This window comes from Streptomyces rubradiris (assembly GCF_016860525.1).
Classification (GTDB): domain Bacteria; phylum Actinomycetota; class Actinomycetes; order Streptomycetales; family Streptomycetaceae; genus Streptomyces; species Streptomyces rubradiris.
The window spans coordinates 1-26,616 of the sequence record NZ_BNEA01000006.1 but is presented as its reverse complement, the minus strand read 5'-3'; the positions used below and the strand labels follow the sequence as shown (position 1 = coordinate 26,616).

Below are 26,616 nucleotides of genomic sequence, written 5' to 3'. Positions count from 1 at the left end.
CGGGGCGAACTGCTCGGCCGATGCCTTGTAACCGATCTTCAGTCCCATGCCCCCATTAATAGGCCGCGCCGGAAGCGATCCCCATCCCCCGGCCTGACGGTTGGCGGTGCGAACACGCCGCACCAGCGGGTTCGGCATGAGCGTCCAACGAGTCCGTGCAAGGCGGCTGTTGAGACGCTTAGCAAGGTGAGGGATGTCCGGCCGGTTCGGTCCGGTTCTACGGTGGCTGGCGAGTAGCGCGGAATCGGGCCGTACGAGAGAAGTGAGTTTCATGAGCGTGAAACAATCCGAACGGATACTGTCCAACTTTCTCGCCTATCTCGACGGGCTGCGCGAGCGCGGAGCCGTGCACTTCGACGACAAGATCAAGGCGTGGCACGTACTCGATTACCACGACGTCCTGCAGGTGCTGACCGACTCGGCGGCCTTCTCGTCCGACGTCGCCCCGCTGGCTCCCAAGCAGGAAGACTTCGATCTGTTCAAGAAGGGCAACTTCGGGGCGGACGATCCGGTGCACCGGCGGCTGCGCGGCCTGGTCAGCCGCGCGTTCACCCCGAAGATGATCGCCGGACTTGAACCCCGGATCACCGAGGTGACCTTGCAGCTGCTCGACGACGCGGACGCCGGCGGCGACCAGTGGGACCTGATCGAGCAGCTGGGCTACCCGCTGCCGTTCATCGTCATCGCCGAGATGCTCGGCATCCCGGTCAGCGACCGCGCGTTCGTCCGGCGGCTGTCCGACACCTTCTTCGAGGTGCACAACGTCGATCCGGAACAGTCGCTGGATTCCCTCGGGGAGAGCGCGGTGAACAATGTCGCGCCGCTGCTGCGCGAGTTGAACACCCACCTGCTGGAGTTCGTCCGCCGCCGCCGCAAGAACCCGGGCGACGACCTCACCAGCAAGCTTCTGGAGGTCGAGGTCGACGGTGTGCGGCTGGACGACGAGGAGACCGTCGGCTTCCTCGGCCTGCTGCTGCTCGCCGGCCACGTCACCGCGACCTCCACCCTGGGCAACACGGTTCTCGCGTTGCACGAGAACCCCGAGGTGTGGACGCAGCTGCGGGCCGATCCCGCGCTGATTCCGGCCGCGGTCGAGGAGTCGATGCGCTACCGGCCTCCGTTCCCCCGTCTCGGGCGGCAGGCGACGAAGGACGTCGAGATCGGCGGGCAGAAGATCCCGGCCGGCGCCTTCGTCCTGGCGTGGCTGACCACCGCGAACCGCGATGACCGCGTCTTCGCCGACCCGGACCGGTTCGACATCCACCGGGCCCCCAACCCGCACCTGACGTTCGGCAAGGGCATGCACTTCTGCCTCGGCGCGCCGCTGGCGCGGCTCGAGGTGGGGATCGCCCTGCGCCTTCTGATGGAGCGGTACAGCGACATCCGCGTACGCGACGACCTACCGGTCAACCTGCGCAACCCCTGGGCGATGATCGGCGTCAACCAGCTGCCCATCGAGGTCCGCAAGGGCTGACGGACCGAAGCACGGGCCCAGCGGTGGAGCAGCCGAAGTGTGCTGCCCACCTGCTGGGCCTTTTTCTCGTTCAGCGGCCCCCACAGCCCGCGGACGGGCGCCCTTTCAGCGTGGGGTGAACCATGGCCTTGTGACGGAGAAGACCGTCACGGCCGATCCGTTCGAGGTGGTGTCCGGCGAATATCCCGTGCTCTGCAACGGCGAGGGCCAGTTCTCGCTCCGGCCCGGCTTCGCCGATGTGCCCCCAGGCCGGGGCGTGGCCGCCGGCCCCGGCACGCGGCAGGCGTGCCTGGTCCTCATCAGGCAGTGGCGCCGGCCGGTTTCCGGCCGGCCCCGGCGCCACCGTCCAGCTCGGCTCCGGCGATCAGCTGCCGGAGCCGAGCGCCCGCTTGATCAGACTGTCGACGTCCATGATGTCGATGAGCTCGTCGGCGGCCGCCTCCGGCCCGGGGCCCTCGTCCGATGCCCTGGCCCCGCCCGCCTCGGCGTCGGCCAGGCCGAGCAGCGTCTCCAGGACACCGGCCTCCTTGAGGCGCTGGTAGGGCACCGAGGCCAGGATCCGCCGTACGTCCTCCTCGCGGACATCCGCGTCGTCCTCGGCCTCGAGCAGTTCCGAGCGCAGGTATGCGACCACCGCCTGCGGGGTCGGACAGTCGAAGATCAGTGTGGCCGGCAGCCTCAGCCCGGTGGCGGTGATCAGGCTGTTGCGGAAGTTGACGGCCGCCAGCGAGTCGAAACCGGCCTCCTGGAACGCCTGGGCCGCGCCGATCCCGTCGGCACCACCGTGACCGAGGACCATGGACGCCTGGCTGCGCACCAGCCGGAGCAGGATCCGGTCCTGTTCGGCCCCGACCGCGCGCAGCGACGTCATCAGCGACGACGCGCTCTCGGCAAAGTCGTCGGAGGGCTGTGCCGCCTCGATCGCCGCCGCGGCCTCCGGCAGGTCGTCGAAGAGCGGGCTGGTGCGGGCCGACGTGAACGGCACGATGAAGGCGCTCCAGTCCATGTCGGCGATGACCACCGATTCCGTGGCGGCCTGGACCGCCTGGTCCAGCGCGGCTGTCGCCGTGTCGGGTGTCATCGGGATGACGCCGCGCCGCCGGAGCTGGGCCAGCGTCTCCTCGTCCATTCCCGCGCCGCCCGCGGTCAGCGCACCCCAGGCGATCGCCTGCGCCGGGACGCCGTCCGCCCGCAGACGCCGCACCAGCGCGTCGAGGACCGCGTTCGCCGCGCCGTAGGCGGCTTGACCGCCACCGCCCCAGATGCCGGCGATCGAGGAGAAGACGATGAACGCGTCGAGCGGAAGGTCCGCCGTCAGCTCGCTGAGCCAGACCGCGGTGTTCACCTTGGCCCGGAAGACCTCCGTGACCTCCGCGTCACCGGTCTCGTCGATCAAGCTGGTCAGGGACAGGTCGGCGGCGTGGACGACCGCGGTCAACGGGCGGCCCGGAGCGTGGACCAGGCCGGCGAGCGCGTCCCGGTCGGCGTCCGCGCACGACTCGACGACGGTGCCCTTGTCCAGCTTCGCCACCTCGTCGCGCAGTGACTCGACCCGCTCGCCGGGCTCGCGCCCGCTGGTCGTGACCACCAATCGCTCGGCGCCTGCCCGCGCCAGCCACAGCGAGGCGTAGCGTCCGAGGCCCTCCGCACCGCCGGTGACCAGGACCGTCCCGTGCGGCCGCCACTGCCGTTCGCCCCCGGTCCCGGCCGGATGGGGGGCACGCCGCAGGCGCCGGACATGGACGCCGGTCCGTCGGATCGCCACCTGGTCCTCACCGGACACGCCGGTCAGCACGCCGAGCAGGTGCCGGACGGCACGGCCGTCCGGTTCGGCGGGCAGATCGATCAAACCGCCCCACTGGTTCAGGCGTTCGAGCGCGGCCGCCCGGCCGAGTCCCCACACCGCCGCCTGGGCCACGTGGGCCGGCCCGGCGACGGCGTCGCGGACACCGACGCTGACCGCGCCCTGGGTCAGGCACCACAGGGGCGCGGTGGCACCGGCCGCGGCGAGCGCCTGGATCAGGGTCAGGGTGGAGGTGGTGAGCGCCGCGGCATCCGGCCGGTGGCTCTCCATCCGGTCCGGGAGCGCGAGCAGGGACAGGATGCCGGCGATCCCGTCGTCGGTGAGGAAACCGCCCAGCCTGCGGGCGAGTTCGTCCCTGGACAGGCCGGTTTCCACCGCGCAGGGCACGACGTCGAGGCCGTTGGCCCGCAGCTGGTCGAGCAGACCGTCGCGCAAGACGTCCGCGGTCTCCGGCGTGATGACGAGCCAGCGGCCGGCGGGCACGGCCCAGGGCCTCGCGCGGGGGCGAGGCCCGCCGATCGCGTACCGGAGTCGCTCCGAGACCGACCAGTTCTCGCGTGCCTTGCCGCCAGTCGGCGAGGGCCGGCAGTACCGCGTCCAGGGCCTGGCTCTGTTGTGCGGACAGTTTGAGCATGGTGGCCAGAAGCCGCCGGATCGGCGTCGTCGATGGCGTTCCAGAAGCCGGCATCCGTCGCCCGGCCGGCCGGTTGGTCGTTGTCCGCGGGCGGCTTCGGCCCAGCCAGAAGTGCTGGCGGTCGAAGGCGTAGGTGGGGCAACTCGACCGTGTGCCGGACGGTTGCGCCGGCAGTGTCGCGCTCCAGTCGAGCGGCACACCGCCGGCGAAGAGCCGCGCGGCCCGCGGCGAGGAAGGATGCCGGGACCGTCGGCGCCCCGGGCGCAGGTTGCCGGAGACGATCGGTCGCCCGGCGCCGCGCAGCGGGCCGTCCGGGTCGTCGATGACGTCGGTCAATCGGCTGCACCAGGACCGGATGCCCGCTGACTGTCCAGGAACACTCCGAAGCCCTCGGTCAGCAGACTCGCCACGGCCGGGCCGAAGCCGACTGGCCCGCCGCAGGTTCTGGTACCAAGTAGTCCGCGTCGAGGCAATGGCCGTCATCGACCCAGCCACCGGTCACCGTCGAGTAGACGGTATGCGCGGAGGCCGGGTGTCGATCCCGCTCAGCGCCGTCTCCAGGACGTCCCTGATGCGTTCGACGTGGTGGGTGTGCGAGGCGTAGTCCACCGGCACCGGGCGGGTCCGTACGCCGTCCCGGTGTCAAGGACTCCAGTGCCTCCGCCAACGACTCCTCGTCACCGGCGACGACCACCGAGGACGGGCATGTTCACCACGGCCACCTCGAGCCGGCCGGCCCAGGCCGCCAGCCGGTCGTTGGCCTCGTCCGCGCCGAGCATCACCGACGCCATGCCGCCCCGGCCGGACAGTGTGGTCGCGATCGCCTGGCTGCGCACCGCGACGATGCGGGCGGCGTCGGCCAGCGACAGGACACCGGCGACGCACGCCGCCGCGATCTCCCCCTGGGAATGGCCCACCACCGCGTCGGGCCGCACGCCCAGCGACTCCCAGAGCGCGGCCAGGCCGACCATCATCGCGAAACTCGCCGGCTGGACGACGTCCACGCGGCCGAGGGTCTGTTCGTCCGCCTCGCCGCGCAGGACATCGGTCAGCGACCAGTCCACCCAGGGTCGCAGTGCCCGCGCGCACTCGTCGATCCGTGCCCGGAAGACCGCGGAACCCTCCAGCAGCGTGCGCCCCATGCCCGCCCATTGCGCTCCCTGGCCCGGGAAGACGAGAACCAGTCGGCCGGGTGCTCCGGAGCCGGTCACGCTGCCCGTGGTCAGGTTGGGCGTCACCTCGCCGCGGGCGAGCGCGGCGAGGCCGGTCCAGCGCCTCGTCCCGCGAGCCGGCCAGCACGACCGCTCGCTCCGGCAGCGTCGCCCGGCCACGCACCAGCGCGTCCGCCACCGCCGGCAGCGTCGGTTCGCCGCTCTGAGCGGGGGCTGTCCAGAAACATTCGCAGCCGGGTGGCCTGCGCGCCGAGTGACCGGGCGCTCTTGGCGGACACCACCAGCGGCACGATGTTCGTCGCGAGCGCCTTCAACGGCTCCGGGTCCTCGGAGGGGGCGGTCGCGGCCTCCTCGGGCCGGGGCCTGCTCGAGGATCAGGTGCGCGTTGGTTCCGCTGGCACCGAACGCGGAGACGCCGGCCCGCCGGGGCCGGCCGGTCCGCGGCCACTCCCGCGGCTCGGTCAGCAGGGCGAGGGTGCCTGCCGACCAGTCCACCTGTCCGGTCGGTTCCTCGACATGGATGGTCGGCGGCAGCACACGGTGCCGCAGCGCCTCGACCATCTTGATCACGCCGGCCACACCGGCGGCCGCCTGGGTGTGCCCGATGTTGGATTTCAAGGACCCGAGCCACAGCGGCTGCCCTGCATCCCGGGCCTCCCCGTACGTGGCAAGCAGTGCCCCGCCTCGATCGGGTCGCCGAGCACCGTGCCGGTCCCGTGGGCCTCCACCGCGTCGACGTCGGCGGGACCTATGCCGGCCGAGGCGAGTGCCCGCCGGATCACCCTTTGCTGGGCCGCCCCGTTCGGCGCGGTCAGCCCGTTGGACACACCGTCGGAGTTGACCGCCGACCCGCGAATCGTGGCCAGCACACGGTGACCGCGCTGCCGGGCCACCGAGAGCCGCTCCAGAAGCACGACGCCGGCGCCCTCGGACCAGCCGGTGCCGTCCGCGGTGGACGAGAACGTCTTGCACCGGCCGTCGGCGGAGAGCCCGCGCTGGCTGGAGAACTCGACGAACGCCTCCGGGCTGGCCATCACCGTGGCCCCGCCCGCCAGCGCCATCGTGCACTCGCCGTGCCGGAGGGCCTGCGCGGCCTGGTGGATGGCGACCAGCGAGGACGAGCACGCGGTGTCCAGGGTCACCGCCGGCCCCTCGAAGCCGAAGACGTACGCGATCCGGCCCGAGGCGACGCTCGGCGACGTGCCGGTCATGACGTATCCACGGACCTCCTCGGGAATCCGGTTCAGCCTGGTCGCGTAGTCGTGGTGCACGATCCCGGTGAACACACCGATCTCTTCGCCCCGGCGGACAGCGGGTCGATGCCGGCCCGCTCCATGGCCTCCCAGGACGCCTCCAGGAGCAGCCGTTGCTGCGGGTCCATGGCCAGTGCCTCGCGCGGGGAGATCCCGAACAGCCCAGGGTCGAACTGGGCGGCGTCGTAGAGGAAGCCGCCCGATCGGGTGTAGGTGGTCCCGGGGTGCGCGGGATCCGGGTGGTAGAGCCCGTCGGTGTCCCAGCCCCGGTCGGTGGGGAAGCCGGAGATCGCGTCGCGTCGCTCGATGACCAGGCGCCACAGGTCGTCCGGGCTCTCCACGCCGCCGGGCAGCCGCACGCCCATGCCGATGATCGCGATGGGCTCGTCGGGGTCGGCCGGGGACACCGGAGCCCGATCGGTCACCTCGGCCACCTCGCCCGCCACCCTCGTCGGCCACGTGCGCCGCGAGGACCTTCGGCGTCGGGTGGTCGAAGACCGCCGTCACGGGCAGGTCGACGCCCGTGAGGTCACGCAGCCGGTTACGCAGCCGTACTCCGCCCAGCGAATCGAAGCCCAGGCTCCTGAACGACTGGTCGTCGTCCATCGCGTCGAGATCGGCCGGCTGATAGCCCAGCACGACCGCCACCGACTCCCGGACCACCTCGAGCGCGGCCCGCCGGCGTTCGTTCCGGGACCGGTTCGCCAACCGGGCGGCGACGCTCTCCTGAACGTCCTCCCGGCCGTCGGCCGGCCCGGCCTCGGCCGCGGGGACCGCGTCCCCGAGCGCCGCCTGGTCGAGCCAGTACCGCCGGCTCTGGAACGCGTAGGTGGGCAGTTCGGTGGCCAGGGCCGAGGCGGATCCGGCCGGCCGGCCGACGACCGCGGGCCAGTCCAGGGCCACGCCGCGGACGTGCAGTTCGCCCAGGGCCGCCATCACGTCGGCGACTTCTGCGCCGTCCGCGCGCAGCGTCGCGATGCAGGACGCCGCCGACAACTCCAGGCTCTCCGACGCCATCGTGGTGAGCGCACCCCCCGGCCCGAGCTCCAGGAAGGTCGTCACGCCCTGATCGCGCAGCGATCTGACCGCATCCCCGAACCGGACCGTGGCCTGCACCTGCTCGACCCAGTAGTCGGCGGTGGCCAATCGCTGTCCGGTGTCCGGCCGGCCGGTGACCGTGGACACGACGGGCACCCGGCCCGGCCGGTAGGTCAGCGACTCGGCGACCTCCCGGAACTCGGCGAGCATCGGTCGCATCAACGGTGAGTGGAAGGCATGACTCACCGGCAGCCGGCGGGTCTTGTGGCCGAAGCGGGCGAGCTCGCCCGCCACCCACAGCACGGCTGCCTCGGCACCGGACAGCACCAGCGACCGGGCGCTGTTGACCGCCGCGACGTGGACGACGTCGGGTGCCTCCACCAGTTCCGGTGCCACTTCGGCCTCGCTCGCCTGGACAGCGACCATGGCTCCGCCGGCCGGTAGCGCCTGCATCAGCCGGGCCCGCGTGGCGACCAGCTTTCCCGCGTCGGCCAGGTCGAGCACCCCGCTGACGTGCGCGGCGGTGATCTCTCCGATGGAGTGGCCGACGACCAGGTCCGGGCGCAGTCCCCATGACTCGTAGAGCCGATACAGGGCGGTTTCCAGAGCGAACAGGCCGGCCTGGGTGTAGATCGTCTGATCGATCAGCCGGCCGTCCTGCGCGCCCGGGGCGGCGAAGACGACGTCGGACAGCGGCGCCGTGGCATGACCGGCCCAGTGGGTCTCGACGGCGCGGCAGGCGTCGGTGAACGCCTCGGCGAAGACCGGGAACCTGGCCGCGAGTTCCCGGCCCATGCCGGGCCACTGGCTGCCCTGTCCGGTGAACAGGAAGGCCAGCTTGCCGTCGACCGGGGCGCCGCCGATGGCCGGAGCGGCACCCTTGGCCAGACCGCGCAGATCGCCGACCAACTCGTCACGATGCCGCACCACCAGGACCGCCCGCCGGTCGAGCTGCGCCCGGCCGGTGGCCAGCGCGAGGGCGATGTCGGCAGGCTCCAGCTCCGGCCGCGATGCCACGAAGTCCGCCAGCCGGCCGGCCTGGGCCCGCAGCGCGGCGGGGGTGCGACCGGAGACCGGAACCGGCACGCAGCCCTCGTCCGAGGGCCGGTCCAGGGCGGGATCCCCGGTCATCATCTCGTCGGCGTCATGCTCGGCGCTCTCCTCACCGGCCTCTTCCAGGATGACGTGAGCATTGGTCCCGCCGATACCGAACGACGACACACCAGCCCGGCGCGGCTGTCCGGCACGAGGCCAGTCGCGGCGTTCGGTGAGCAGCCGGACCGCGCCCGCCGACCAGTCCACGTGGGTCGACGGCCGGTCGACGTGCAGCGTCCTCGGCAGGACGCCGTGCCGCATCGCCATGACCATCTTGATCACGCCCGCGACGCCGGCCGCGGCCTGGGTGTGGCCGATGTTCGACTTCACCGACCCGAGCCAGAGCGGTCGGTCGGCCGGCCGGTCCCGGCCGTAGGTCTCCAGCAGCGCCTGCGCCTCGATCGGGTCGCCGAGCGTGGTCCCGGTGCCGTGGCCCTCGACGGAGTCGACCTCATCGCCCCGCAGTCCGGCCGCGGCGAGCGCCTTGCGGATCACGCGCTGCTGCGACGGGCCGTTCGGCGCGGTGAGGCCGTTGGAGGCGCCGTCGGAGTTCACCGCCGTTCCGCGGACCAGGGCCAGCACCCGGTGGCCCTGCTCACGGGCCCGGGACAGCGGCTCGACCAGAAGGAGTCCGACCCCCTCCGACCAGCCGGTGCCGTCGGCCGTGTCGGCGAACGCCTTGCAGCGGCCGTCGGGGGCGAGCCCCCGCTGCCGGGAGAACTCGATGAAGGTCTCCACCGTGCCCATCACCATCACGCCGCCCGCCAGCGCCATCGAGCACTCGCCGTTGCGGATGGCCTGCACGGCCAGGTGCAGGGCTACCAGTGAGGACGAGCAGGCGGTGTCCACGGTGATCGCCGGGCCCTCCAGGCCCAGGTGGTAGGCCACCCTTCCGGACAGGACGCTGCCCGAGCTGCCGGTCAGGCGGAAACCCTCGACGCCGGACGCGTGGTGCGTGCGTACGGTCCAGTCATGGCTGTTCACCCCGACGAAGACGCCCACATCCTGGGCGTGCAGGCTGTGCGGGTCGATGCCTGCGCGTTCGAGCAGCTCCCACGAGGTCTCCATGACCAGTCGCTGCTGCGGGTCCATCGCCAACGCCTCTTGCGGGGAGATACCGAAGAAGCCGGCGTCGAAGGCGCCCGGGTCGTCGAGGAAGGCGCCGTGGCGGACGTAGGTGGTGCCGGGGTGGTCCGGGTCGGGATCGAACAGCCGGTCGGTGTCCCAGCCGCGGTCGGTGGGGAACTCGGTGACCGTGTCGGTCTCCGCGGACAGGATCCGCCACAGGTCTTCGGGGCTGTGTACGCCACCGGGGAACCGGCAGGCCATCGCGACGATGGCGATCGGTTCCCCGGCCGTCGCCCTCGGCTCCGCGGCCGTCGCCCTCGGCTGCGCGGTGGCCGGCTGGGCCTGCGCGTCGTCGAGGAGCTTGGCCTGCAGGTGGGCCGCCAGCGACCTCGGTCGCGGAAAGTCGAAGATCATCGAGGGGGGCAGGGACAGCCCGGTCGCGGTGGCGAGCCGGTTGCGCAGTTCGAGCGCGGTGAGCGAGTCGAAGCCCGAGTCCTTGAACGTCCGGTCGAGCCGGATCGCGTCGGTGCTCGCGTGGCCAAGGACGAGGGAGCACTGCCGGCGGATCAGGTCGACCAGGGCGTCGAACTGCTCGGCCGGGGGCAGCGCGCTGATCCGGCCGGAGGGGGAGGCCGGCGCCGCCGGAGCCGGCCGTGCGTTCGTGGTCGCCCGGCCGATCGGCCGTTTGCCCCGGACCAGGCTCCGCAGGACGGGCGGCACCCGCGACTGATCGGCCGCCCGGAGCGCGGCCAGGTCGAACCCGGCGGCGACGAGCGCCGCGTCCGGGCCGTCACCGGCGCGCAGGCACTGGTCGAGCAACGCCATCCCGTCGCCGTCCGACAGGGCGACCATGCCGATGTCCCGGTTCCGCCGGTGGTCGGCGTGGCCGAGGTGGCGGGTCAGGCCACTGGCCCGGTCCCAGTAACCCCAGGCGATCGAGACCGCCGCCAGGCCGGCGTGCCGCCGTTCCCGCGCCACGGCGTCCAGTGCCGCGTTGGCCGCGGTGTAGTTTCCCTGCCCCGGGTTGCCGAGCACGCCCGCGGCCGAGGAGTAGAGAACGAAGGCGGCGAGACCGAGGTCACGGGTGAGGTCGTCCAGGTGGCGGGCCGCATCCACCTTCGCCCGAACACGGCGTCGACGCGGTGCGGGTCGAGCTCGGTGATGACCGCGTCGTCCAGTACCCCGGCGGTGTGCACGACCGCGGTCAGCGGGTGGTTCTCTTCGACCATGGCCAGCAGCGCCACCACCTGCTCGCGGTCCGCCACATCGGCGGCCACGAGCCGAACGGTCGCGCCGAGCCCGACCAGTTCGTCGTGCAGCGCCGCGGCGCCGTCGGCCTCGGGGCCGCGGCGGCCGGCCAGGATCAGATGGCGGACACCGTGCTCGGTGACGAGGTGCCGCGCGGTCACCGCCGCGAGCGTTCCCGTACCACCGGTGATCAGCACGGTGCCGTCGGGATCGAGCGGTCGGGCCTGCGATGACGAAGCGGCCGGGTGCAGCCGGTCGAGCCGTGGCACCTGTGCCCGGCCGTCCCGGAGCCGGAGCTGCGGTTCGCCGCTCAGGGCCGCCGCGATCACAGCATTCGTCGCACCGGCCGCGTCGTCCACCGCCACCAGGACGAACCGGCCCGGGTGCTCCGACTGGGCCGACCGCACCAGGCCCCGCACGGCGCTGGTGACGACGTCTTCCCCGTCCGGCGTGACGATCACCAGTCGGTCGTCGTCCCCGGCCGGCCGGGCGAGGAACGCCTGTAGCAGTTCGAGTTCCGCGACGACCGCGCCCCGAGGGTCCCCGGCGGAGATGTCGACCTCGTGGATCAGCACAGTCGCCGGCGCGCCGACGAGGTCGGTGGCGTCGGTGATGTAGCGGGCGGCAGAGCCGGCCGCCGAGGAGTTTGGCGGTAGCGGGTGGTCGACCCAGTCGATGCGGAAGAGGCCCGCGCAGGAAGCAGCGGGCTGCGCCTGCTCCCGCTGCTCGGTGACCAGTTCAGCCACCTCCAGCACCCGCTGCCCGGCCGGATCCGTCAACTCGATGTGCCAGGCCGGACGGGTCGGCGCGGACGCCGAGCGGACGTCAATCCCGGTGGCTCCGGACGCCAGCAGCTGGACGCCTCGCCAGGTCTTCGGCCGCTCATCCGGGGAGACAACGGCGCGGACCGCCGCGTCGAGCAGAGCCGGATGAATGCCGTAGCGGTGCGCGTCGGGCTGCTCGGCGTCATCGAGCGCGACCTCGGCCGCGGGGCCGAGGGAGAACTCGCCGGGTGGGCCGGCCGACGGTGTCACCGTGCCGGTGGCGTGACGTGTCCATTCCTGCGTCACGGCCGCTCCGGGCGGCCCCGAGTAGACCGTGATCGGCCGCCGGCGAGAAGCGTCCGGCCGCCCCACGACGATCCGTATGTCGCGGCCGCCGTGGCGGGGCAGCACGACGGCCGGATCGATGGTCAGCTCCTCGACGACCGGGGCGTCGGCCTCTCCGCCTGCCCACAGTGCCAGCTCCACCAGTACCGCCTCCGGTACCCGGACCGGGGCGCCGTCGGACCCGTCGGTGGCCTCGGTGCCGGCCGCCCACGCGAGCGTCGACGCGGACCATCGGCCGGTCGCGACCAGGCCACCGGATTCGGGGAGCCGGACGAGCGCACCGAGCAGCGGGTGGCCGGCGTCGTCCAGGCCCATGCCCGACGCGCCGGCGCTCGGCACCGGACGGCGCCAGAAGTGCTGGCGCTCGAACGGGTACGTCGGCAGGTCGACCCACGCGGCCCGGGCGACGTCGTCGGCGAGCAGGCCGCGCCAGTCCACCGGGACGCCGTGGACGAACAGCTCGGCCATCGATCGCACCAGACGGCCGAGCCCGCCGTCGTCCCGGCGCAACGAACCGACGACGACCGCTTCCGCGGGCGCGTGGTGTACGGCCTCAGCGACCGGCTGGACCAGCACCGGGTGGGGGCTGACCTCGACGAACGCGCCGAATCCCTGCTCCAGCAGGCGGTCGATCGTGGGACCGAAACGGACCTGTTGCCGCAGGTTGCGGTACCAGTAGCCGCCATCCAGCGCTCCGGTGGCCCGGCCCTCGGTCACGGTCGAGTGGAAGGGCACCGTGGGCTCGGCGGGCGACAGATCGGCCAGAGCCACCGCCAGGTGGTCCCGGACGGCCTCGACCTGGTCGCTGTGCGATGCGTAGTCGACTGCCACCCGCCGTACGTCGACACCGGACTCGGCCAGTTCGCTCAACGCGTCCGCCAGCGCCTCCGGGTCACCGGAGAGCACCACCGAGGACGGACCGTTCACCGCGGCGACCTGGACCCGGCCGTCCCTTTCCGCCAGCCAGGCCGCCGCGGCGGAGGCGTCGAGGCGCACCGACGCCATGCCTCCTCGGCCGGACAGGGTCCCGGCGATCGCCTGGCTGCGGACCACGACGACCCGCATGGCGTCGCGCAGGGAGAGCGCCCCGGCGACGTATGCCGCGGCGATCTCACCCTGCGAGTGGCCCACGACCGCGTCGGGCCGGACTCCCGCCGACGCCCACAGCGCGGCCAGCCCGGCCATCATCGCGAAGCTCGCCACCTGGATGACGTCGACGCGTTCCAGCAGTTCCTGGTCGGCCTCGCCGCGCAGCACGTCGATCAGCGACCAGTCCGCCCATTCGGTCAGCAGCCGAGCGCACTCCTGGACGACCCCGGCGAACGCGGGGGAGGTATCGAGCAGCTCACGGCCCATCCCGGCCCACTGCGCGCCCTGCCCGGGAAAGATCAGCACGACGCCGGACGACGCGTCAGAGGTGGCGCTGTCGCGCACCACGAGGGGACTGGCCTCGTCGCGGGCCAGTGCGCGCAGGCCGGCCAGCGCCTCGTCCCGGGAGCCGGCCAGTACGACCGCGCGCTCGTCCATGGTTGCTCGTCGAGTGGCCAGCGCCACGGCGATGTCGGCCCAGGACGAGTCGTCGGCGGTCTGGATGAGCGGGACGAGCCGGTCCGCCAGCCGGTTGAGCGCCCGCGTTCCGCGGGCCGACAGGACCAGAGGCACGATCCGGGGCGCCGATGGCGCCGGTGGCGCCGGCCGCCGGACGGCCGGCTGCCGGGGTGCTTCCTCCACGATCACGTGGGCGTTCGTTCCGCTCAGGCCGAAGCCGGAGATTCCCGCGCGACGCGGACGGCCGAGGTCCGGCCAGGTCCTGTTCTCCGTCAGCAGCGCGACCGCGCCCGACGACCAGTCGACGCGTGAGGTGGGCTCGTCCACGTTGAGTGTCGCCGGCAGCACACCGTGCCGAAGCGCCTGGATCATCTTGATCACGCCGGCGACACCGGCCGCGGCCTGGGTGTGGCCGACGTTCGATTTGAGCGATCCCAGCCACAGGGGCTGGCCGGCGTCGCGGTCCCGGCCGTAGGTGGCCAGCAACGCCTCGGCCTCGATCGGGTCGCCCAGAACGGTCCCGGTCCCGTGCCCCTCCACCGCGTCGATGTCCGCCGGGCCCAGGCCGGCCGACGTCAGTGCCTGCCGGATGACCCGTTGCTGCGCCTCACCACTCGGTGCGGTGAGGCCGTTCGACGCGCCGTCGGAGTTCACCGAGGAGCCGCGCAGCACCGCCAGGATCCGGTGCCCGTTGCGGCGGGCATCGCCGAGGCGTTCCAGGACCAGCATCCCGGCCCCCTCTGCCCACGCGGTGCCGTCGGCGGCCGAGGCATAGGATTTGCACCGGCCGTCAGCGGCCAGTGCGCGCTGCCGGGAGAACTCGACGAATGACTGGGGGGTGGCCATCACCGTGGCACCACCGGCCAAGGCCAGGGAGCACTCGCCGCGGCGCAGCGCGTGGGCGGCCAGATGCAGCGCGACCAGTGAGGACGAGCACGCCGTGTCCACGGTGATCGCCGGTCCCCGCAGGCCGAGCAGATAGGAGATCCGGCCCGACGCGACGCTGCCCGCGGTTCCGGTCGTCTGGAAGGCCTCGAGCTCCTCGGGCACCGGACCGCCGGTGCCGTAGCCCTGCTCCATCAGGCCGGCGAAGACCCCGGCGTCGGTGCCCCGCAACGACGACGCGTCGATTCCCGCGTGCTCCAGCGCCTCCCACGCGGTCTCCAGCAGCGCCGCTGCTGCGGGTCCATCGCGAGTGCCTCGCGCGGGGAGATCCCGAAGAAGTCGGCGTCGAACTCGGCCGCGCCGTCGAGGAACCCGCCCCGGTCGACATACGAGGTCCCGGCCCGGCCCGGGTCGGCGTCGAACAGCCGCTCCAGGTCCCAGCCGCGGTCGGCCGGAAACGGCCCTGACGCATCCCGGCCCTCGCTGACCAGACGCCACAGCTCGTCCGGCCCGGTGATCCCGCCCGGCAGGCGGCAGGCCATCCCGACGATCACCACCGGCTCGTCGGGGTCGGACGGTTTGCCGGCGGCGGTGTCGGCAGCGGTGTCACCGACCAGTTCGGCGTGCAGGTACGCGGCCAGCGCACGCGGCGTCGGATGGTCGAACACCGCTGCTGTCGGCAGCTTCAGACCGGTCCTGGCCATCAGCCGGGTACGCAGTTCGATGAGTGCGACCGAGTTGTACCCGAGGTCCCGGAACGCCCGGTCCACCGGGACGGCGACGGTGTCGGGCTGGTTGAGCGACGCCGCGGACTCGTCCCGGACCAGGGCCTGGAGCAGCGTGGTGCTGCGCGTGCCGGTCCAGGCGGGCCAGTTCTGCCCGCAGAGCGGAGGAGGTGTCCTCGAGTCCGTCCTGGACGAGCGGCTTTGGGAAGAGGGCACGCAGCAGGGCGGGCAGCCGGCCCCCGGCTCCGGCCGGCGCGCACGCAGGGCGAACAACGGCGTCGGGTCCGATGTGGCAAGGAAGCGTGTCGAGCGCGAACAGCCCGTCACGCACCAGGGCGAACCCGGCGTGTCCCCGGCCGGTTCGCACCAGGTCAGGACCGAGCCGGCCAGACCGCGCCGTCGGCGGTCGTGGACCACGGCGCCCATCATGGCCGCCGAGACCGCCCGGCCGGGGTCTGCCGCCCCGGTGACCTCGTACGAGTCCGCGATCGTGATGAACGAGGTCCGGGCAAAGTCCGCTGCGGTGCTCAGCTTCGCGGCCAGCTCGGGGGTCGCCGTCGGCGGAGGATCACCGCGGCGGGGCCCGCCGCGATCGCCGGCTCCCACTCGGCGGCGTCCTCGCCGGCGATCAGCAGCAGCCGCTCGTTCGGGAGGACGGAGGCCAGGTGGCGTGCCACCGCGGCGCCGCGCACGGTGTGCGCACCCGTCATCACCACGACGCCGTCGGAGCCGGGACCATGAATCGCGTATCGACCGGTCCGGGACCGCCTGACGGGTCAGCCGGGCACCCAGGAGCTCGCCGGACCGCAGAGCCAGCGCGGCTCGTCACGCAGGTCGCGTACGGCACGGCGTCGACCGGCGATGCGCCGTCCGGTCGACCAGGATGGCCCGGCTCCCCAGCACCTGGCCCGCCGCGGCCGCCAGCATGGCCTGAGCCGGATCGGCCGGATCGTCCCGCGCCGAGACCGCCACTGCCCGCCGGGTCACGAGGACCAGCTGCCCCGATCCGGCTCGCGCGGCCCCCGCCGTCAGCTCCTCGACCAGCTGTTCGATCCCGGCGCGGCGCTCCGCCCAGGTGCCCGGCATGTCGGGCGCCAGCAGCACCGTCATCTCGGCGGCGCCGGCCGTGGCCAGATCGGCGTAGCAGGAGGACGAGCCCGCGGCCGCGGCGAGGCCCGCCGCGGCCGAGCCGACGAACGCCCAGGTCGTCGGCGCGGGGGCCGGCGGGTGCCGCGGGCCGGCGCGGGCACCCACTCCAGGCGCAGCACTCCGTCGTGCACCCCGCTTGCCGTGCATCGCAGTACGGCGGGCTGATCGGCCAGCAGGCGCCGCTGGATCTTCCCCGACGCAGTCCGCGGAACGCCGGCCACCTCATAGACCTCTTCGGGAAGCTTGAACGTGGACAGCTCCCGGCGGCACCGTTCGATCACGGCGTCGTGCCTCGACGCCTGACGGGCGGCGACCACGTAGGCGACGGGCACCTCGCCCAGCACCATCGTGCGGCCGGCCGGCCACGCCCGACGTCGGCGATCCCGGAACGGCGCGGATAACCGCCTCGATCTCTCCGGATGGACGTTCTCCCCGCCCCGGACTATCAGATCGTTGATCCGGCCGCTGATGGTGAAGTACCACGGGCGGCGTCCGGCGGGCGAGGTCACCCGTGCGATACCAGCCGTCCTGGAACGCGGCAGCGGCGCCTCCGGTTTGTTGTGGTAGCCCGGCGTCACGTTCGGGCCGCGCACCCACACCTCGCCCTCGGCGCCGGCCGGCACGTCGCGGCCGGGTCTCCGGGTCGACGATGCGGACATCCACGCGGCACCGGAAGCCGCACGACCCGTCGACGCGGACGCCTCCCGGCGGGTTCATGGTGCTCGCCCCGCACGTCTCGGTGCTGCCGTACGCATCGACCAGCGGCACCCGAACTCCTCGCGGAACGACCGGCACAGCCCTGGGCCGGCGACCGCTCCCCCGACCAGCCCGATCCGCAGGTCCGGCAGGGTGATCGGCGCTGGCGCCGCGCCTCCAGAAGGTAGTGGTAGGTGGTCGGCACACCCCACGAAGGTGGCCCGGGTTTCCCGGGCGGCCTCCAGGAACTCGTCGCCCGAAGGGCTGTCCATGATCCGGGCGGTCGCGCCGACCGCGGTCACCGCCAGCACGCACGCGATGTGGGAGAGGCTGTGGAACAACGGCAGCGGCCACAGCACGCGATCGTCGGCCGACAGCCCGGGGATCGGCACATAGCTCGCCGCCACCGAGTACAAGCAGTTGCGCTGGCTGGACAGCACTCCCTTCGGTTCCCCGGTGGTCCCCGAGGTGTAGAACGTCCATGCCACGTCGTCCAGGCCGAGATCGTCCCGTGCGGGTTCCGCGGGCTCGGTCCTGACGAGTTCCTGGTAGGCGTGGACCGACGCGTGCGCGGGTGCGTCGCCGGTCACCAGCAGCCTGGCGCCGCGGGGCAGGGACGGCGAGCGCAGGAAGCCGGCCACGTGCACGGGGTCGGTGATGACGACGGCCGCCTCGCTGTCGGCCAGGAGATAGTCCAGTTCGAAGTCGGTGGACGCGGGGTTGACCGGGCACCCGATCGCGTCCGCGCGAAGGATCGCGAGGTAACTCTCCAGCATCTCCACGCTGTTGCGCAGGCAGATCATCACCGAATCGCCGCGCCGCACACCGAGTCCGCCAGATGCCCGGCCAGCCGCCGGGTCCGCGCCTCCAGATCGGGGTACGTGACCGCCCGCTCCGCGTCTCGAAGGCGACCTTCCACCGAAGTGTCCGCGTGCTCCCGCAACACCAGGGGGAGCGCTCTGATCAGCTCGGCGCGCACGGAATCACGCATCCTCTCGTGGAGCGAAACCGCATCGGGCACCAAAAAGCCTTCTGCCTACATGCGGAGGCTAGGAGCGGCCTTGCCGGGCTGGGCATCCCCAGCCTCGTGGCCTTTCGCGGCAGGGTGCGGCTTGTCTGCAGGGTTCTCCGCCCTCGCAGTTGGGCGTGACGACGTCCGTCTGTAATGTCACTCCAGCCGTGACAGACCCTGTAGGAGGTGAGACCCGTGAATGTTCGTTCGATTACCCGGGTGCTCCCCCTATTGGTCACGGCAGGCGACTGGATGTAGATGTCGCGGGAGCGCACCAGAGGCACTCCTGGAAGGCGACAGCCATCAACCTTAAGCATCCCACCCCAGACCCCGTGATCACGCGGGTCGCCGAAGACCAGTGGCACGCCAGCGACGGCGACTTGGTTGTCGGCAGTGGCGACACGGGGCGCAGGCCCGACGGTGCGACTGTACATCAGCATCGACGCATGGCACGACACAGCCTTCGACCGGCTGGCCGCCGCCATGCTGGCGGAACTGCCGGCGCCGCTCTACACGCTGGTCCGACGCCGACGACGCGGACACGATCTCGCACTGGCGGCGGGCCGGCTTCACCCCTCACCGAAGTGAGCGGCAGTACCTGCTGGTGCCCGGCGAAGCGCAGCCCGCCGTGTCGCCCCCGGCGGGGGTGACGTTGACCGGCGGCGCGGAGGAGTCCCGCGCCGAAGTCGAGGGGGTCGAAGTCGGTGTGATCCGGATTTCGCCGTCGATGCGGGACAACGGGAGGCCGCGGATCGCGCGGATTCGCTCCATCGAGGTCCGCGCCGACCAGCGCCGCCGTGGCATCGGCAGGGCGCTGCTGGTCCACGCGCTGGACGCTCTGCACACTCGCGAGTTCGGTCTCGCGACGATCGACGTCGACGAGACCGACACCGCGACGATCAGCCTGTTGGAAAGCGTCGGAGCCCGCCGTGAGAGCAACACCTTGGAGCTGACGTGGCAAAAGTAAATCGAGGTATCGAGGTTGTCGGTACCATCGTCGAGTCCCTGAAAGACGCCAAGTTCTGGGTTGAACTCGAGAACGGTCACAAGGTACTCGCACACATCAGCGGGAAGCTCCGCAAGCACTACATCAAGATCCTGCCGCAGGACACGGTGACGGTCGAGTTGAGCCCGTATGACCTGACCCGTGGCCGGATCACCTTCCGGCACCGGATGTAGCGGCCGGCGGAACACGCCAAGGCAGGAGCGGTGCTGATCCCCCCTCAGGGGGTCCGCACCGCTTCGATGGCCTCCTGGCCGGAAGTCCGCGGTGCACCTTCACCAGTCACGTTGACAGTCTTGCCCGGTGACGCCCGGACTTCCTTGCCTGGCTCATCTGCGGCTGCCTAGCGTTGCGGCCGTGACGATGCATACGGTTCAGTCCACATTGGCCACGGTCCGGCCGGGCGTCCTCGATCCCGGCGCTGCGTCGGCAGCCAGGATCGAGTCCGGCGACGAGGTTCTCTACCCCGACACCTGGACCAACTGGCAGAACCAGCTGCGGTACGGCTCGTCCCCGGCCGACCGTGCGCGGCTGCGCCAGGAGTACCCGGGCTGCCCGTTCCAGATCGTCGGCCCGGTCGAGGTGACCGGTGCCGAACCGGGCGACGTCGTCGAGTGCCGGCTGACGGAACTGCGGCTGAGCGACTGGGGCGGCAACGCCTTCCCCACCCGGGCCGGCGCGCTGCCGTACGACTTCGACGAGCCGTACTTCCACGACTTCCGGTTCGACCGGACCCGCACCCGGGCCGACTACGTTCACGGCATCTCGCTGCCGCTCGACCCGTTCGCCGGCATCATCGCGGTCGAACCGCCGGGCGACGAGCAGACAAGCGCGCTGATCGGTGGCGACCACGGCGGCAACCTGGCCCTCCCCGAACTCACCGTGGGCTCCTCGCTGTTCCTTCCCGTGGCCAAGCCGGGGGCCCGGATCTGGATCGGTGACATTCACGCCCTGCAGGGCGACGGACTGGTCGACCAGACCGGCCTGAAGTCCACGGCCGAGCGCTTGCGGATGCGGTACGACCTCCACAAGAACGTGGGCCTGACCCGGCCGCTGGCCGAGACCGACACGCACTGGATCGGCATCGGACTGGCTGACAGCCTGGAGGCCGCACTGGTCGACTGCCTGCGCGGACTGATCAGCTGGTTCAGCGCGGCGTCCGGCGTCACCCGCGCCGAGGCCCACGCACTGTGCAGCATGGCCGCGAGCTTCCGGATCACCCAGTACGCGGACCAGAGCGAGGTCCACCACGTCGATGTCCCCCTGCCGCCCAAGGGCGTGCACGGCCTCCTGCGCAAAGACATCTTCCCGGCCGGCCTGCGTACCCGGGTCGACCGCTGGCTGCGCCCCGCGGCCTGAGCCGTTCAGCCTTCCCGGGCAGGCCGGGGCCGGCTCTTTCGCGGCGACCACGTGCCGTCAATGTGAGGTATGGGGCCCTCGGTGCCCGCCGGTTTAGCCTGCGGTTCGTCTCACTCGACCACTGGACATCGCATTGTCTTGGACAGGAAGGCGAAACCGGGTCATGAGTACCACGCATGTGCATTATGTTCAGCAGCTGCTGACTCATTTCGATGCCGATCCGGATCGCCCTGCCATGGTCAGCGGGGACGTCCCCTTCTCCGCCGGGGAGCTGGCCGACGCCGTTCGCCGGGCCGCGGCCGCGATGGGCCGCCACGGCGTCGGCCGCGGTGACGTCGTCTGCATCCTGACCGAGCCCAACACCGCGGCCACACTGATCCTGCGGTGGGCGGCCAACCTGGTGGGGGCGACCGCCGCACATGTGCGTGGGATGAATGCGGTGGTGCCTGACGACGAGTTGCGCATGGACTTGCAGCGCGCCATCGTCTCGGATGTCGGCGCCCGGATGCTGGCGGTCGACCCGGCCAACGAGGCACGGGCACGGGAGCTGCTGGTGAACGCGACCGGTCGGCCGGTCCTGGCCGTACTGGGCGCAGGACAGCCGGACACGGTGGATTTGACCGCCGGCTGCGGTGACGGAGTAGGCCCGTGCCCGGACATCACCGACAGCGACCTCGCGGTGATCACCCAGACCAGTGGGGCGAGCGGCCTGCCGAAGGGTGTCTGCTGGCCCTTCGGCGTCAAGAACGACATGGCCGCATCGGCCATCGACCGCAGCAGCCGGACGAACGTCCTGATCACCGCACCGCTCACCCATTCCAGCGGGTTCGCCGCGGACGACACGCTCATCACCGGCGGCATGGTCGTCCTGCATCCCGGCTTCGACGCCGCGGCCGTGCTCCACGCGATCGCGCAGCACCGCATCGGCCGGCTCATCCTCGGCACCCCGCAGGTGTACGCACTGGCCGAGCACCCGGACCGGGCGGCCACCGACCTGTCCAGCCTGACCGAGCTGATCTACACCGGCAGCCCCGGGGCACCGCTCAAGCTGCGCAAGGCCCGGGAAATCTTCGGCCCCGTACTGATCCAGGTCTACGGCACGACCGAGACCGGAGTGCTCACCATGCTCCCCCCCGGCGACCACGACGACCTGCGCGCCTGCTCCAGCGCGGGCCGGCCGGTCAACCCAGAGGCGCTCAGCATCCGGCACCCCGACACCGGCGCGGTACTGCCCGTCGGCGAGGTCGGCGAGGTCTGCGCGGTTCCACGCTGGCCCACGGCCGGCTACTGGCACGAGCCGGCACTCACCGCGGCACTCGTCCGCGACGGCTGGGTGCGCACCGGCGACCTCGGGCACCTCGACACCGACGGCTACCTGCACCTGACCGGCCGGCTCGCGAACATGATGAAGGTCAAGGGAATCCGCATCCACCCCGAGCAGGTGGAGAAGGTGCTCAGGCAGGCCCCGGGCGTGTCCCAGGCCGCCGTATGCGGGGTCGAGGACGCCGACCGGGTGGAGCACATCTACGCCGCCGTCGTGCCCGAGCCCGGCGCCGACCCGGATCCCCGGGAACTGCGCCGTCACGTCGCCGAGGCACTGTCCGACACCTACGTCCCCCGCCTGATCGACATTCGCCGGAAACTGCCGACGACCGGCTGGGACAAACCCGATCGGGTCCGGCTGCGGGCCGACGCCCGCGCCGCACTGACCCGGCCCGCCCCCCAGGCCTGACGCGGCAAGCATCTCCTCGTACCGGTCCGGAGCGTTCTTCCCGGACGTGCGATGCGGTCGCCTCACCACGCGCCCGCCGCTCTGCCCCTCCCCAGGCCCCGGGGCCCTGGTGGCCCGCATCCGCGCGGGCCGGGCCCTGGAGACGGACTGCCGGGCTGACGGAGCCTTACCGCCCGGCGGCCGGGGAGCCACTCGCCCACGGCCCACCTGCGCGGCCGGTGCCGCAGGCCCTGCCCGATACCGGCTCCCGGCACAACAGACCTGCCCCCGGCCCGAGTTCAGCGACCACCCCAGCCGACCGACCAGCGATCCCCAGTACCGTCAACCTGCGTGATGGCGTGCGCTGTCCGGCGTCGGGAAGACTCTCCGGCCATGGACGGCTTCGAACTGCACGACCTCGCGCGCAAGCTGCTGCGGATCGGCGAGGACGCCCTCCCGGACCCCACCGGTGTGCGACAGCTGTCTCCCGGCGTGCGTCACGTCATGACCGACGTGTTCGAACACCCGGACACCTCGGTCACCGAGATCGCCAACCGCACCGGCTTCCCGGCGAGCCACGTGGAGACGAGCGTCGCCACCCTGCGCGACCGGGGTGCGGTCACCACCGCGGCCGCCCCGGACGGACAAACGGTCGTCCGGGCGGCTGCCCGGCACAGGAGCGCCGGCCGAGCCGCCGCGCGGATCGACGAGCAGCTCGCCGCGGCCGCCGGGATCCAAGACCCCGGCCAGGCCAAGGAATTGGTCGAGACACTCGAGCAACTGGCGCGCCGGCTCACCGATGCCCTGTCCCCCGAGCATTTCAACGCGCGGTATGCGGGTACGCCGCCCTGGGAAACCGGCCGTCCGCAACCGGCCCTGCGCGACCTCGCCGAGGCGGGCGCCTTCCGCGGCCGGGTGCTCGACGTCGGGTGCGGCACCGGCGAGGTCGCGCTCATGGCGGCGGCCCTCGGCCTGCCGACGGTCGGCATCGACCCGGCGTCGACGGCGATCGAGATCGCGCGGCGCAAAGCGGAAGAGCGCGGCCTGCAGGCGCGCTTCCTGGTCGGGGACGCACTCGAACTCGGCGCCATGGGCGAGCAGTTCGACACCGTGCTCGACTGCGGCCTGTTCCACGTGTTCAGCGACGCCGAACGAGTCCGCTACGCCGACAGCCTGGCCACCGTGATGCCGCCGGACGCGCGGTTGTTCCTGCTCTGCTTCAGCGACCGCCATCCACCCGATATCGGACCGCGGCGGGTGAGCCAGGACGAAATCCGGGCCACCTTCGCCGACGGCTGGCGGGTCGATTCGATCGAACCCGCGATGCTGGAGAACAACAAATATGTCGACGGAGTGCTGGCCTGGCTGGCCAGTATCACCCGCACCTGACCGCCCTTTTCCCGAGCGCACACCCCCGAAAGGCTGCCACGTGCGCCGAATTCGCAGAATGGGGCGACGGCGAAACACAAATCTGCTGCCAGGTTGAGGGATAGTGGCGTAGGCGCCGAACTCCGTACCGTGAGGCCAATCGACCAGAAGGAGCCGGACACACATGGGTGGCAGCAAGGTGGAGGGCTTCGACGCGCACTACGCCGGAACACCGCTCTGGGACCTCGGCCGCCCCCAGACGGCCCTGCGCGACCTCGCCGAGGCGGGCGCCTTCCGCGGCCGGGTGCTCGACGTCGGGTGCGGCACCGGCGAGGTCGCGCTCATGGCGGCGGCCCTCGGCCTGCCGACGGTCGGCATCGACTCGGCGTCGACGGCGATCGGGATCGCGCGGCGCAAAGCGGAAGAGCGCGGCCTGCCGGCGCGCTTCCTGGTCGGGGACGCACTCAACTCGGCGACTTGGGCGAGCAGTTCGACACCGTGCTCGACTGCGCCCTGTTCCACGCGTTCAGCGAGACCGAACGCGTCCGCTACGCCGGCAGCCTGGCCACCGTGATGCCGCCGGACGCGCGGTTGTTCCTGCTCTGCATCAGCGACCGCCATCACCCCGGCAGCGGACCGCGACGGGAGAGCCAGGGCGGGATCCGCGCCAGGCGGGTGAGCCAGGACGAAATCCGGGCCACCTTCGCCGACGGCTGGCGGGTCGATTCGATCGAACCCGCGACATTGGAGAACAACAGAGACATCGACGGGGCACCGGGCTGGCTGGCCGCGATCACCCGCACCTGACCACCCTTCCCCGAGCGAATCCCCCTGAAAGGCCTCCCGTCGCGCCGAATTCATGGAACAGGGCGACGGCGAATTCCGAATCGGCTGCCAGGTCGAAGAGCCGTGGCGTAGGCATCGGACTCCGTACCGTGAGGCCAATCAACCAGAAGGAGTCAGGCAGAAATGAGTCCGCGACCGAGGCCGACCTTTCCGGATTGGCCGCAATTCGATGACACCGAACGCCGAGCTCTTGATCGTGCGCTGTCCCAGGGCCAGTGGTGGCGCATGGGTGGCAGCGAGGTGGACAGCTTCGAGCGGGAGTTCGCCGGATACCACGGTGCCCACCACGCCCTCGCCGTCACCAACGGCACGCACGCGCTGGAGCTCGCCCTGCAGGTGCTGGGTGCGGGACCGGGCACCGAAGTGATCGTGCCGGCGTTCACCTTCATCTCCTCGTCCCAGGCCGCTCAGCGGATCGGGGCCGTCGCCGTGCCGGTGGACGTCGATCCGGAGACCTACAACATCGACGCGACCGCCACCGCCGAGGCGATCACACCGCGGACCCGGGTGATCATGCCGGTGCACATGGCGGGTCTCATGGCCGACATGGACGCACTGGACAAGCTCGCCTCCGATGCCGGCGTCCGGATCCTTCAGGACGCGGCCCACGCGCACGGTGCCCGGTGGCGGGGCAAGCGCGTGGGCGAGCTGGGCTCGATCGCGGCGTTCAGCTTCCAGAACGGCAAGCTGATGACCGCGGGCGAGGGCGGCGCGGTGCTGTTCTTGGACCCGGACGACTACGAGAAGGCATTCCTGCATCACTCCTGCGGCCGGCCGCGCACCGACCGCAACTATCACCACCAGGTGGCCGGCACCAACATGCGGATGAACGAGTTCTCGGCCGCCGTCCTGCGCGCTCAGCTGGGCCGCCTCGACGGCCAGATCGAGCTGCGCGAGCAGCGGTGGCGGTTGCTGTCGCAGCTCTTGGCCCAGATCCCCGGCGTCCGGCCGCAGGGCGGTGATGCGCGGGCCGACCGGAATCCGCACTACATGGCGATGTTCCGGCTTCCCGGCTGGTCGGAGGAGCGTCGCAACCTCCTCGTCGATCGCCTGGTCGACGCGGGGATCCCGGCGTTCGCGGGCTTCCGCGCCATCTACCGCACCGCGGCGTTCTGGGAGACCGGCGCACCCGAGGAGTCCGTCGACGCGGTCGCCAAGCGGTGCCCCAACGCCGACGCGATCAGCCAGGACTGCGTCTGGCTGCACCACCGCACCCTGCTCGCGTCGGAGCAGGCTCTCACCGACACCGCCGCCATCGTGGCCGACCAGGTGGCCGCCGGATGAGGATCCGCACCGTACTGGTCGGGTTCGGGTGGTCCGGCCGAGAGATCTGGCTTCCTCGTCTGATGGCAAACGGTGACTACGAGGTAGTGGCCGCGGTCGATCCGGATCCGGCCAGGCGGGAGGCGTTCACCGCGGCGACCGGCCGTCCGGCCTTCGGCGACGTCGACGCGCTGCGGGCCGAGGACGCCGACCTCGCGTTGGTCGCCTCGCCCAACCACCTGCACGCGGCGCTCGCGCGACGTCTTCTCACCCGAGGTCTCGCCACCTTCGTGGAGAAGCCGGTCTGCCTCTCGAGCGCGGAGGCGGACAGGCTGGCCGCGGCCGAGCGGGCAGGCGGCGTCCCGTTGCTGGCCGGAAGTGCGTGCCGATACCGCGCGGACGTGCGGGCACTGGCCGGTCTGGCCGGCGAGCTCGGCCACCTGCGCCACATCGACCTGGTGTGGGAACGGGCCTGCGGAGTGCCCCGGTCCCAGGGCTGGTTCACCAGCCGGGCGGAGGCAGGCGGCGGGGTGCTGTTCGACCTCGGATGGCATCTGCTCGATGTCCTGGAGACCGTCGCCGGGCCGTTGGCGTTCGTTCAGGCCGCCGCGTCCACCTCGTACGACCACGTCAACGACCCGCGCTGGACGGCGGCCTGGCGGCATGATCAGCCGGTGCCGGAACTCGACGCGGACGTCGAGGACACCGTGCGCGGCTTCCTGGTCACCGGCAGCGGTCTGTCGGTGGGCCTTCGCGCCAGCTGGGCCACGCACGCGGCGAGCCATGACGTCACCGAGATCCGGATCGAGGGGAGTGACGACACCGCGATGCTCCGGTCCACCTTCGGCTTCAGCCCCAATCGCGAGCCGCGGCCGCGGCTCAGCGTCGTCCGGCGGGGCCGGACGAGCGAGATCACGGTCCCGACCGAGCCGATCGGCGCCGAGTACTCCCGTCAGCTCGACGACATCAGGGACCACCTCGCCGATCCGTCGGCGTGCGGATCCGCGATCGCGGGCGTGCGGCGGATCGTCGGCACGATCGAGGCGCTGTACGCGGCCTCGGCGACACCGCTGCTGCCCGCCGGGCCGGTCATGACCGCGGCGGCGACCTGATGGCGAGCGTACCGGTGCGCAGTGTGGTGATCTTCGACCTCGAC

Annotated in this window: 17 protein-coding genes and 5 pseudogenes; 12 read left to right on the top strand and 10 right to left on the bottom strand. The window is 72.0% G+C overall.

What is annotated here, in order from left to right; translation table 11 throughout:
- The first annotated feature begins 271 nt into the window (after positions 1 to 271).
- On the top strand, positions 272 to 1,474 hold the full coding sequence (locus tag Srubr_RS09285; protein WP_230426644.1) for a cytochrome P450: 1,203 nt from the start codon (positions 272 to 274) through the stop codon (positions 1,472 to 1,474).
- Positions 1,475 to 1,511: 37 nt separating this feature from the next.
- Positions 1,512 to 1,766: pseudogene (locus Srubr_RS41615) on the top strand (MbtH family NRPS accessory protein); the annotation flags it as partial.
- Between the two features lie 72 nt (positions 1,767 to 1,838).
- On the opposite strand, the gene Srubr_RS09275 reads toward Srubr_RS41615, so the two are convergent.
- The 10 genes and pseudogenes from Srubr_RS09275 to Srubr_RS09225 form a co-directional block, all read right to left on the bottom strand.
- A complete protein-coding gene (locus Srubr_RS09275; protein WP_203854953.1) occupies positions 1,839 to 3,761 on the bottom strand; it encodes a beta-ketoacyl reductase in 1,923 nt (640 codons plus the stop codon).
- Positions 3,762 to 4,589: 828 nt separating this feature from the next.
- Positions 4,590 to 5,054: an acyltransferase domain-containing protein gene (locus Srubr_RS40360; RefSeq protein WP_230426649.1), complete on the bottom strand. Its 465-nt coding sequence runs from the start codon at positions 5,052 to 5,054 to the stop codon at positions 4,590 to 4,592.
- 600 nt (positions 5,055 to 5,654) lie between these two features.
- Positions 5,655 to 5,702 (bottom strand): annotated as a pseudogene (locus Srubr_RS41900) (hypothetical protein); the annotation flags it as partial.
- Positions 5,699 to 10,390 (bottom strand): type I polyketide synthase, encoded by a 4,692-nt coding sequence (locus Srubr_RS42210; RefSeq protein WP_461792054.1) that lies wholly within the window; start codon positions 10,388 to 10,390, stop codon positions 5,699 to 5,701. The pseudogene Srubr_RS41900 and the gene Srubr_RS42210, both read right to left, overlap by 4 nt.
- Positions 10,391 to 10,513: 123 nt before the next feature.
- Positions 10,514 to 12,177 (bottom strand): annotated as a pseudogene (locus Srubr_RS42205) (type I polyketide synthase); the annotation flags it as partial.
- 204 nt (positions 12,178 to 12,381) lie between these two features.
- A pseudogene (locus Srubr_RS42200) lies at positions 12,382 to 15,167 on the bottom strand (type I polyketide synthase); the annotation flags it as partial.
- 413 nt (positions 15,168 to 15,580) lie between these two features.
- On the bottom strand, positions 15,581 to 15,763 hold the full coding sequence (locus Srubr_RS09245) for a hypothetical protein (protein WP_203854950.1): 183 nt from the start codon (positions 15,761 to 15,763) through the stop codon (positions 15,581 to 15,583).
- Positions 15,764 to 15,878: 115 nt separating this feature from the next.
- Complete coding sequence (locus Srubr_RS09240; RefSeq protein ID WP_230426648.1) at positions 15,879 to 16,307, bottom strand: hypothetical protein; 429 nt, start codon at positions 16,305 to 16,307, stop codon at positions 15,879 to 15,881.
- A gap of 95 nt (positions 16,308 to 16,402) precedes the next feature.
- Positions 16,403 to 16,549: pseudogene (locus Srubr_RS41890) on the bottom strand (AMP-binding enzyme); the annotation flags it as partial.
- A gap of 366 nt (positions 16,550 to 16,915) precedes the next feature.
- Complete coding sequence (locus Srubr_RS09225; RefSeq protein ID WP_203854946.1) at positions 16,916 to 17,722, bottom strand: AMP-binding protein; 807 nt, start codon at positions 17,720 to 17,722, stop codon at positions 16,916 to 16,918.
- Between the two features lie 608 nt (positions 17,723 to 18,330).
- On the opposite strand from Srubr_RS09225, the gene Srubr_RS41590 reads away from it, so the two are divergent.
- The 10 genes from Srubr_RS41590 to Srubr_RS09185 all read left to right on the top strand — a co-directional run bounded on the left by Srubr_RS41590 (position 18,331) and on the right by Srubr_RS09185 (position 26,572).
- Positions 18,331 to 18,498, top strand: a complete 168-nt coding sequence (locus Srubr_RS41590) for a hypothetical protein (protein ID WP_308445502.1) — start codon at positions 18,331 to 18,333, stop codon at positions 18,496 to 18,498.
- Positions 18,499 to 18,514: 16 nt separating this feature from the next.
- Entirely contained in the window at positions 18,515 to 18,877 is a 363-nt protein-coding gene (locus Srubr_RS41585; RefSeq protein WP_308445501.1) for a GNAT family N-acetyltransferase, read from the top strand.
- Positions 18,865 to 19,089, top strand: a complete 225-nt coding sequence (infA, locus tag Srubr_RS09215) for a translation initiation factor IF-1 (protein WP_189999831.1) — start codon at positions 18,865 to 18,867, stop codon at positions 19,087 to 19,089. Before Srubr_RS41585 ends, infA begins: the two co-directional genes overlap by 13 nt.
- Positions 19,090 to 19,276: 187 nt before the next feature.
- Entirely contained in the window at positions 19,277 to 20,272 is a 996-nt protein-coding gene (locus Srubr_RS09210; RefSeq protein WP_229927015.1) for an acetamidase/formamidase family protein, read from the top strand.
- Between the two features lie 163 nt (positions 20,273 to 20,435).
- A complete protein-coding gene (locus tag Srubr_RS09205; protein ID WP_203854929.1) occupies positions 20,436 to 22,004 on the top strand; it encodes an ANL family adenylate-forming protein in 1,569 nt (522 codons plus the stop codon).
- A gap of 372 nt (positions 22,005 to 22,376) precedes the next feature.
- The gene (locus tag Srubr_RS09200; RefSeq protein WP_229927024.1) at positions 22,377 to 23,372 is read left to right on the top strand and encodes a methyltransferase domain-containing protein; all 996 of its coding nucleotides are present in this window, start codon (positions 22,377 to 22,379) and stop codon (positions 23,370 to 23,372) included.
- 163 nt (positions 23,373 to 23,535) lie between these two features.
- Entirely contained in the window at positions 23,536 to 23,925 is a 390-nt protein-coding gene (locus Srubr_RS40345) for a class I SAM-dependent methyltransferase (RefSeq protein ID WP_229927023.1), read from the top strand.
- A complete protein-coding gene (locus Srubr_RS40340; protein WP_229927022.1) occupies positions 23,829 to 24,158 on the top strand; it encodes a TPMT family class I SAM-dependent methyltransferase in 330 nt (109 codons plus the stop codon). Before Srubr_RS40345 ends, Srubr_RS40340 begins: the two co-directional genes overlap by 97 nt.
- Before the next feature lie 162 nt (positions 24,159 to 24,320).
- On the top strand, positions 24,321 to 25,481 hold the full coding sequence (locus Srubr_RS09190; RefSeq protein WP_189999876.1) for a DegT/DnrJ/EryC1/StrS family aminotransferase: 1,161 nt from the start codon (positions 24,321 to 24,323) through the stop codon (positions 25,479 to 25,481).
- The gene (locus Srubr_RS09185; RefSeq protein WP_189999875.1) at positions 25,478 to 26,572 is read left to right on the top strand and encodes a Gfo/Idh/MocA family protein; all 1,095 of its coding nucleotides are present in this window, start codon (positions 25,478 to 25,480) and stop codon (positions 26,570 to 26,572) included. Before Srubr_RS09190 ends, Srubr_RS09185 begins: the two co-directional genes overlap by 4 nt.
- Positions 26,573 to 26,616 lie beyond the last annotated feature (44 nt).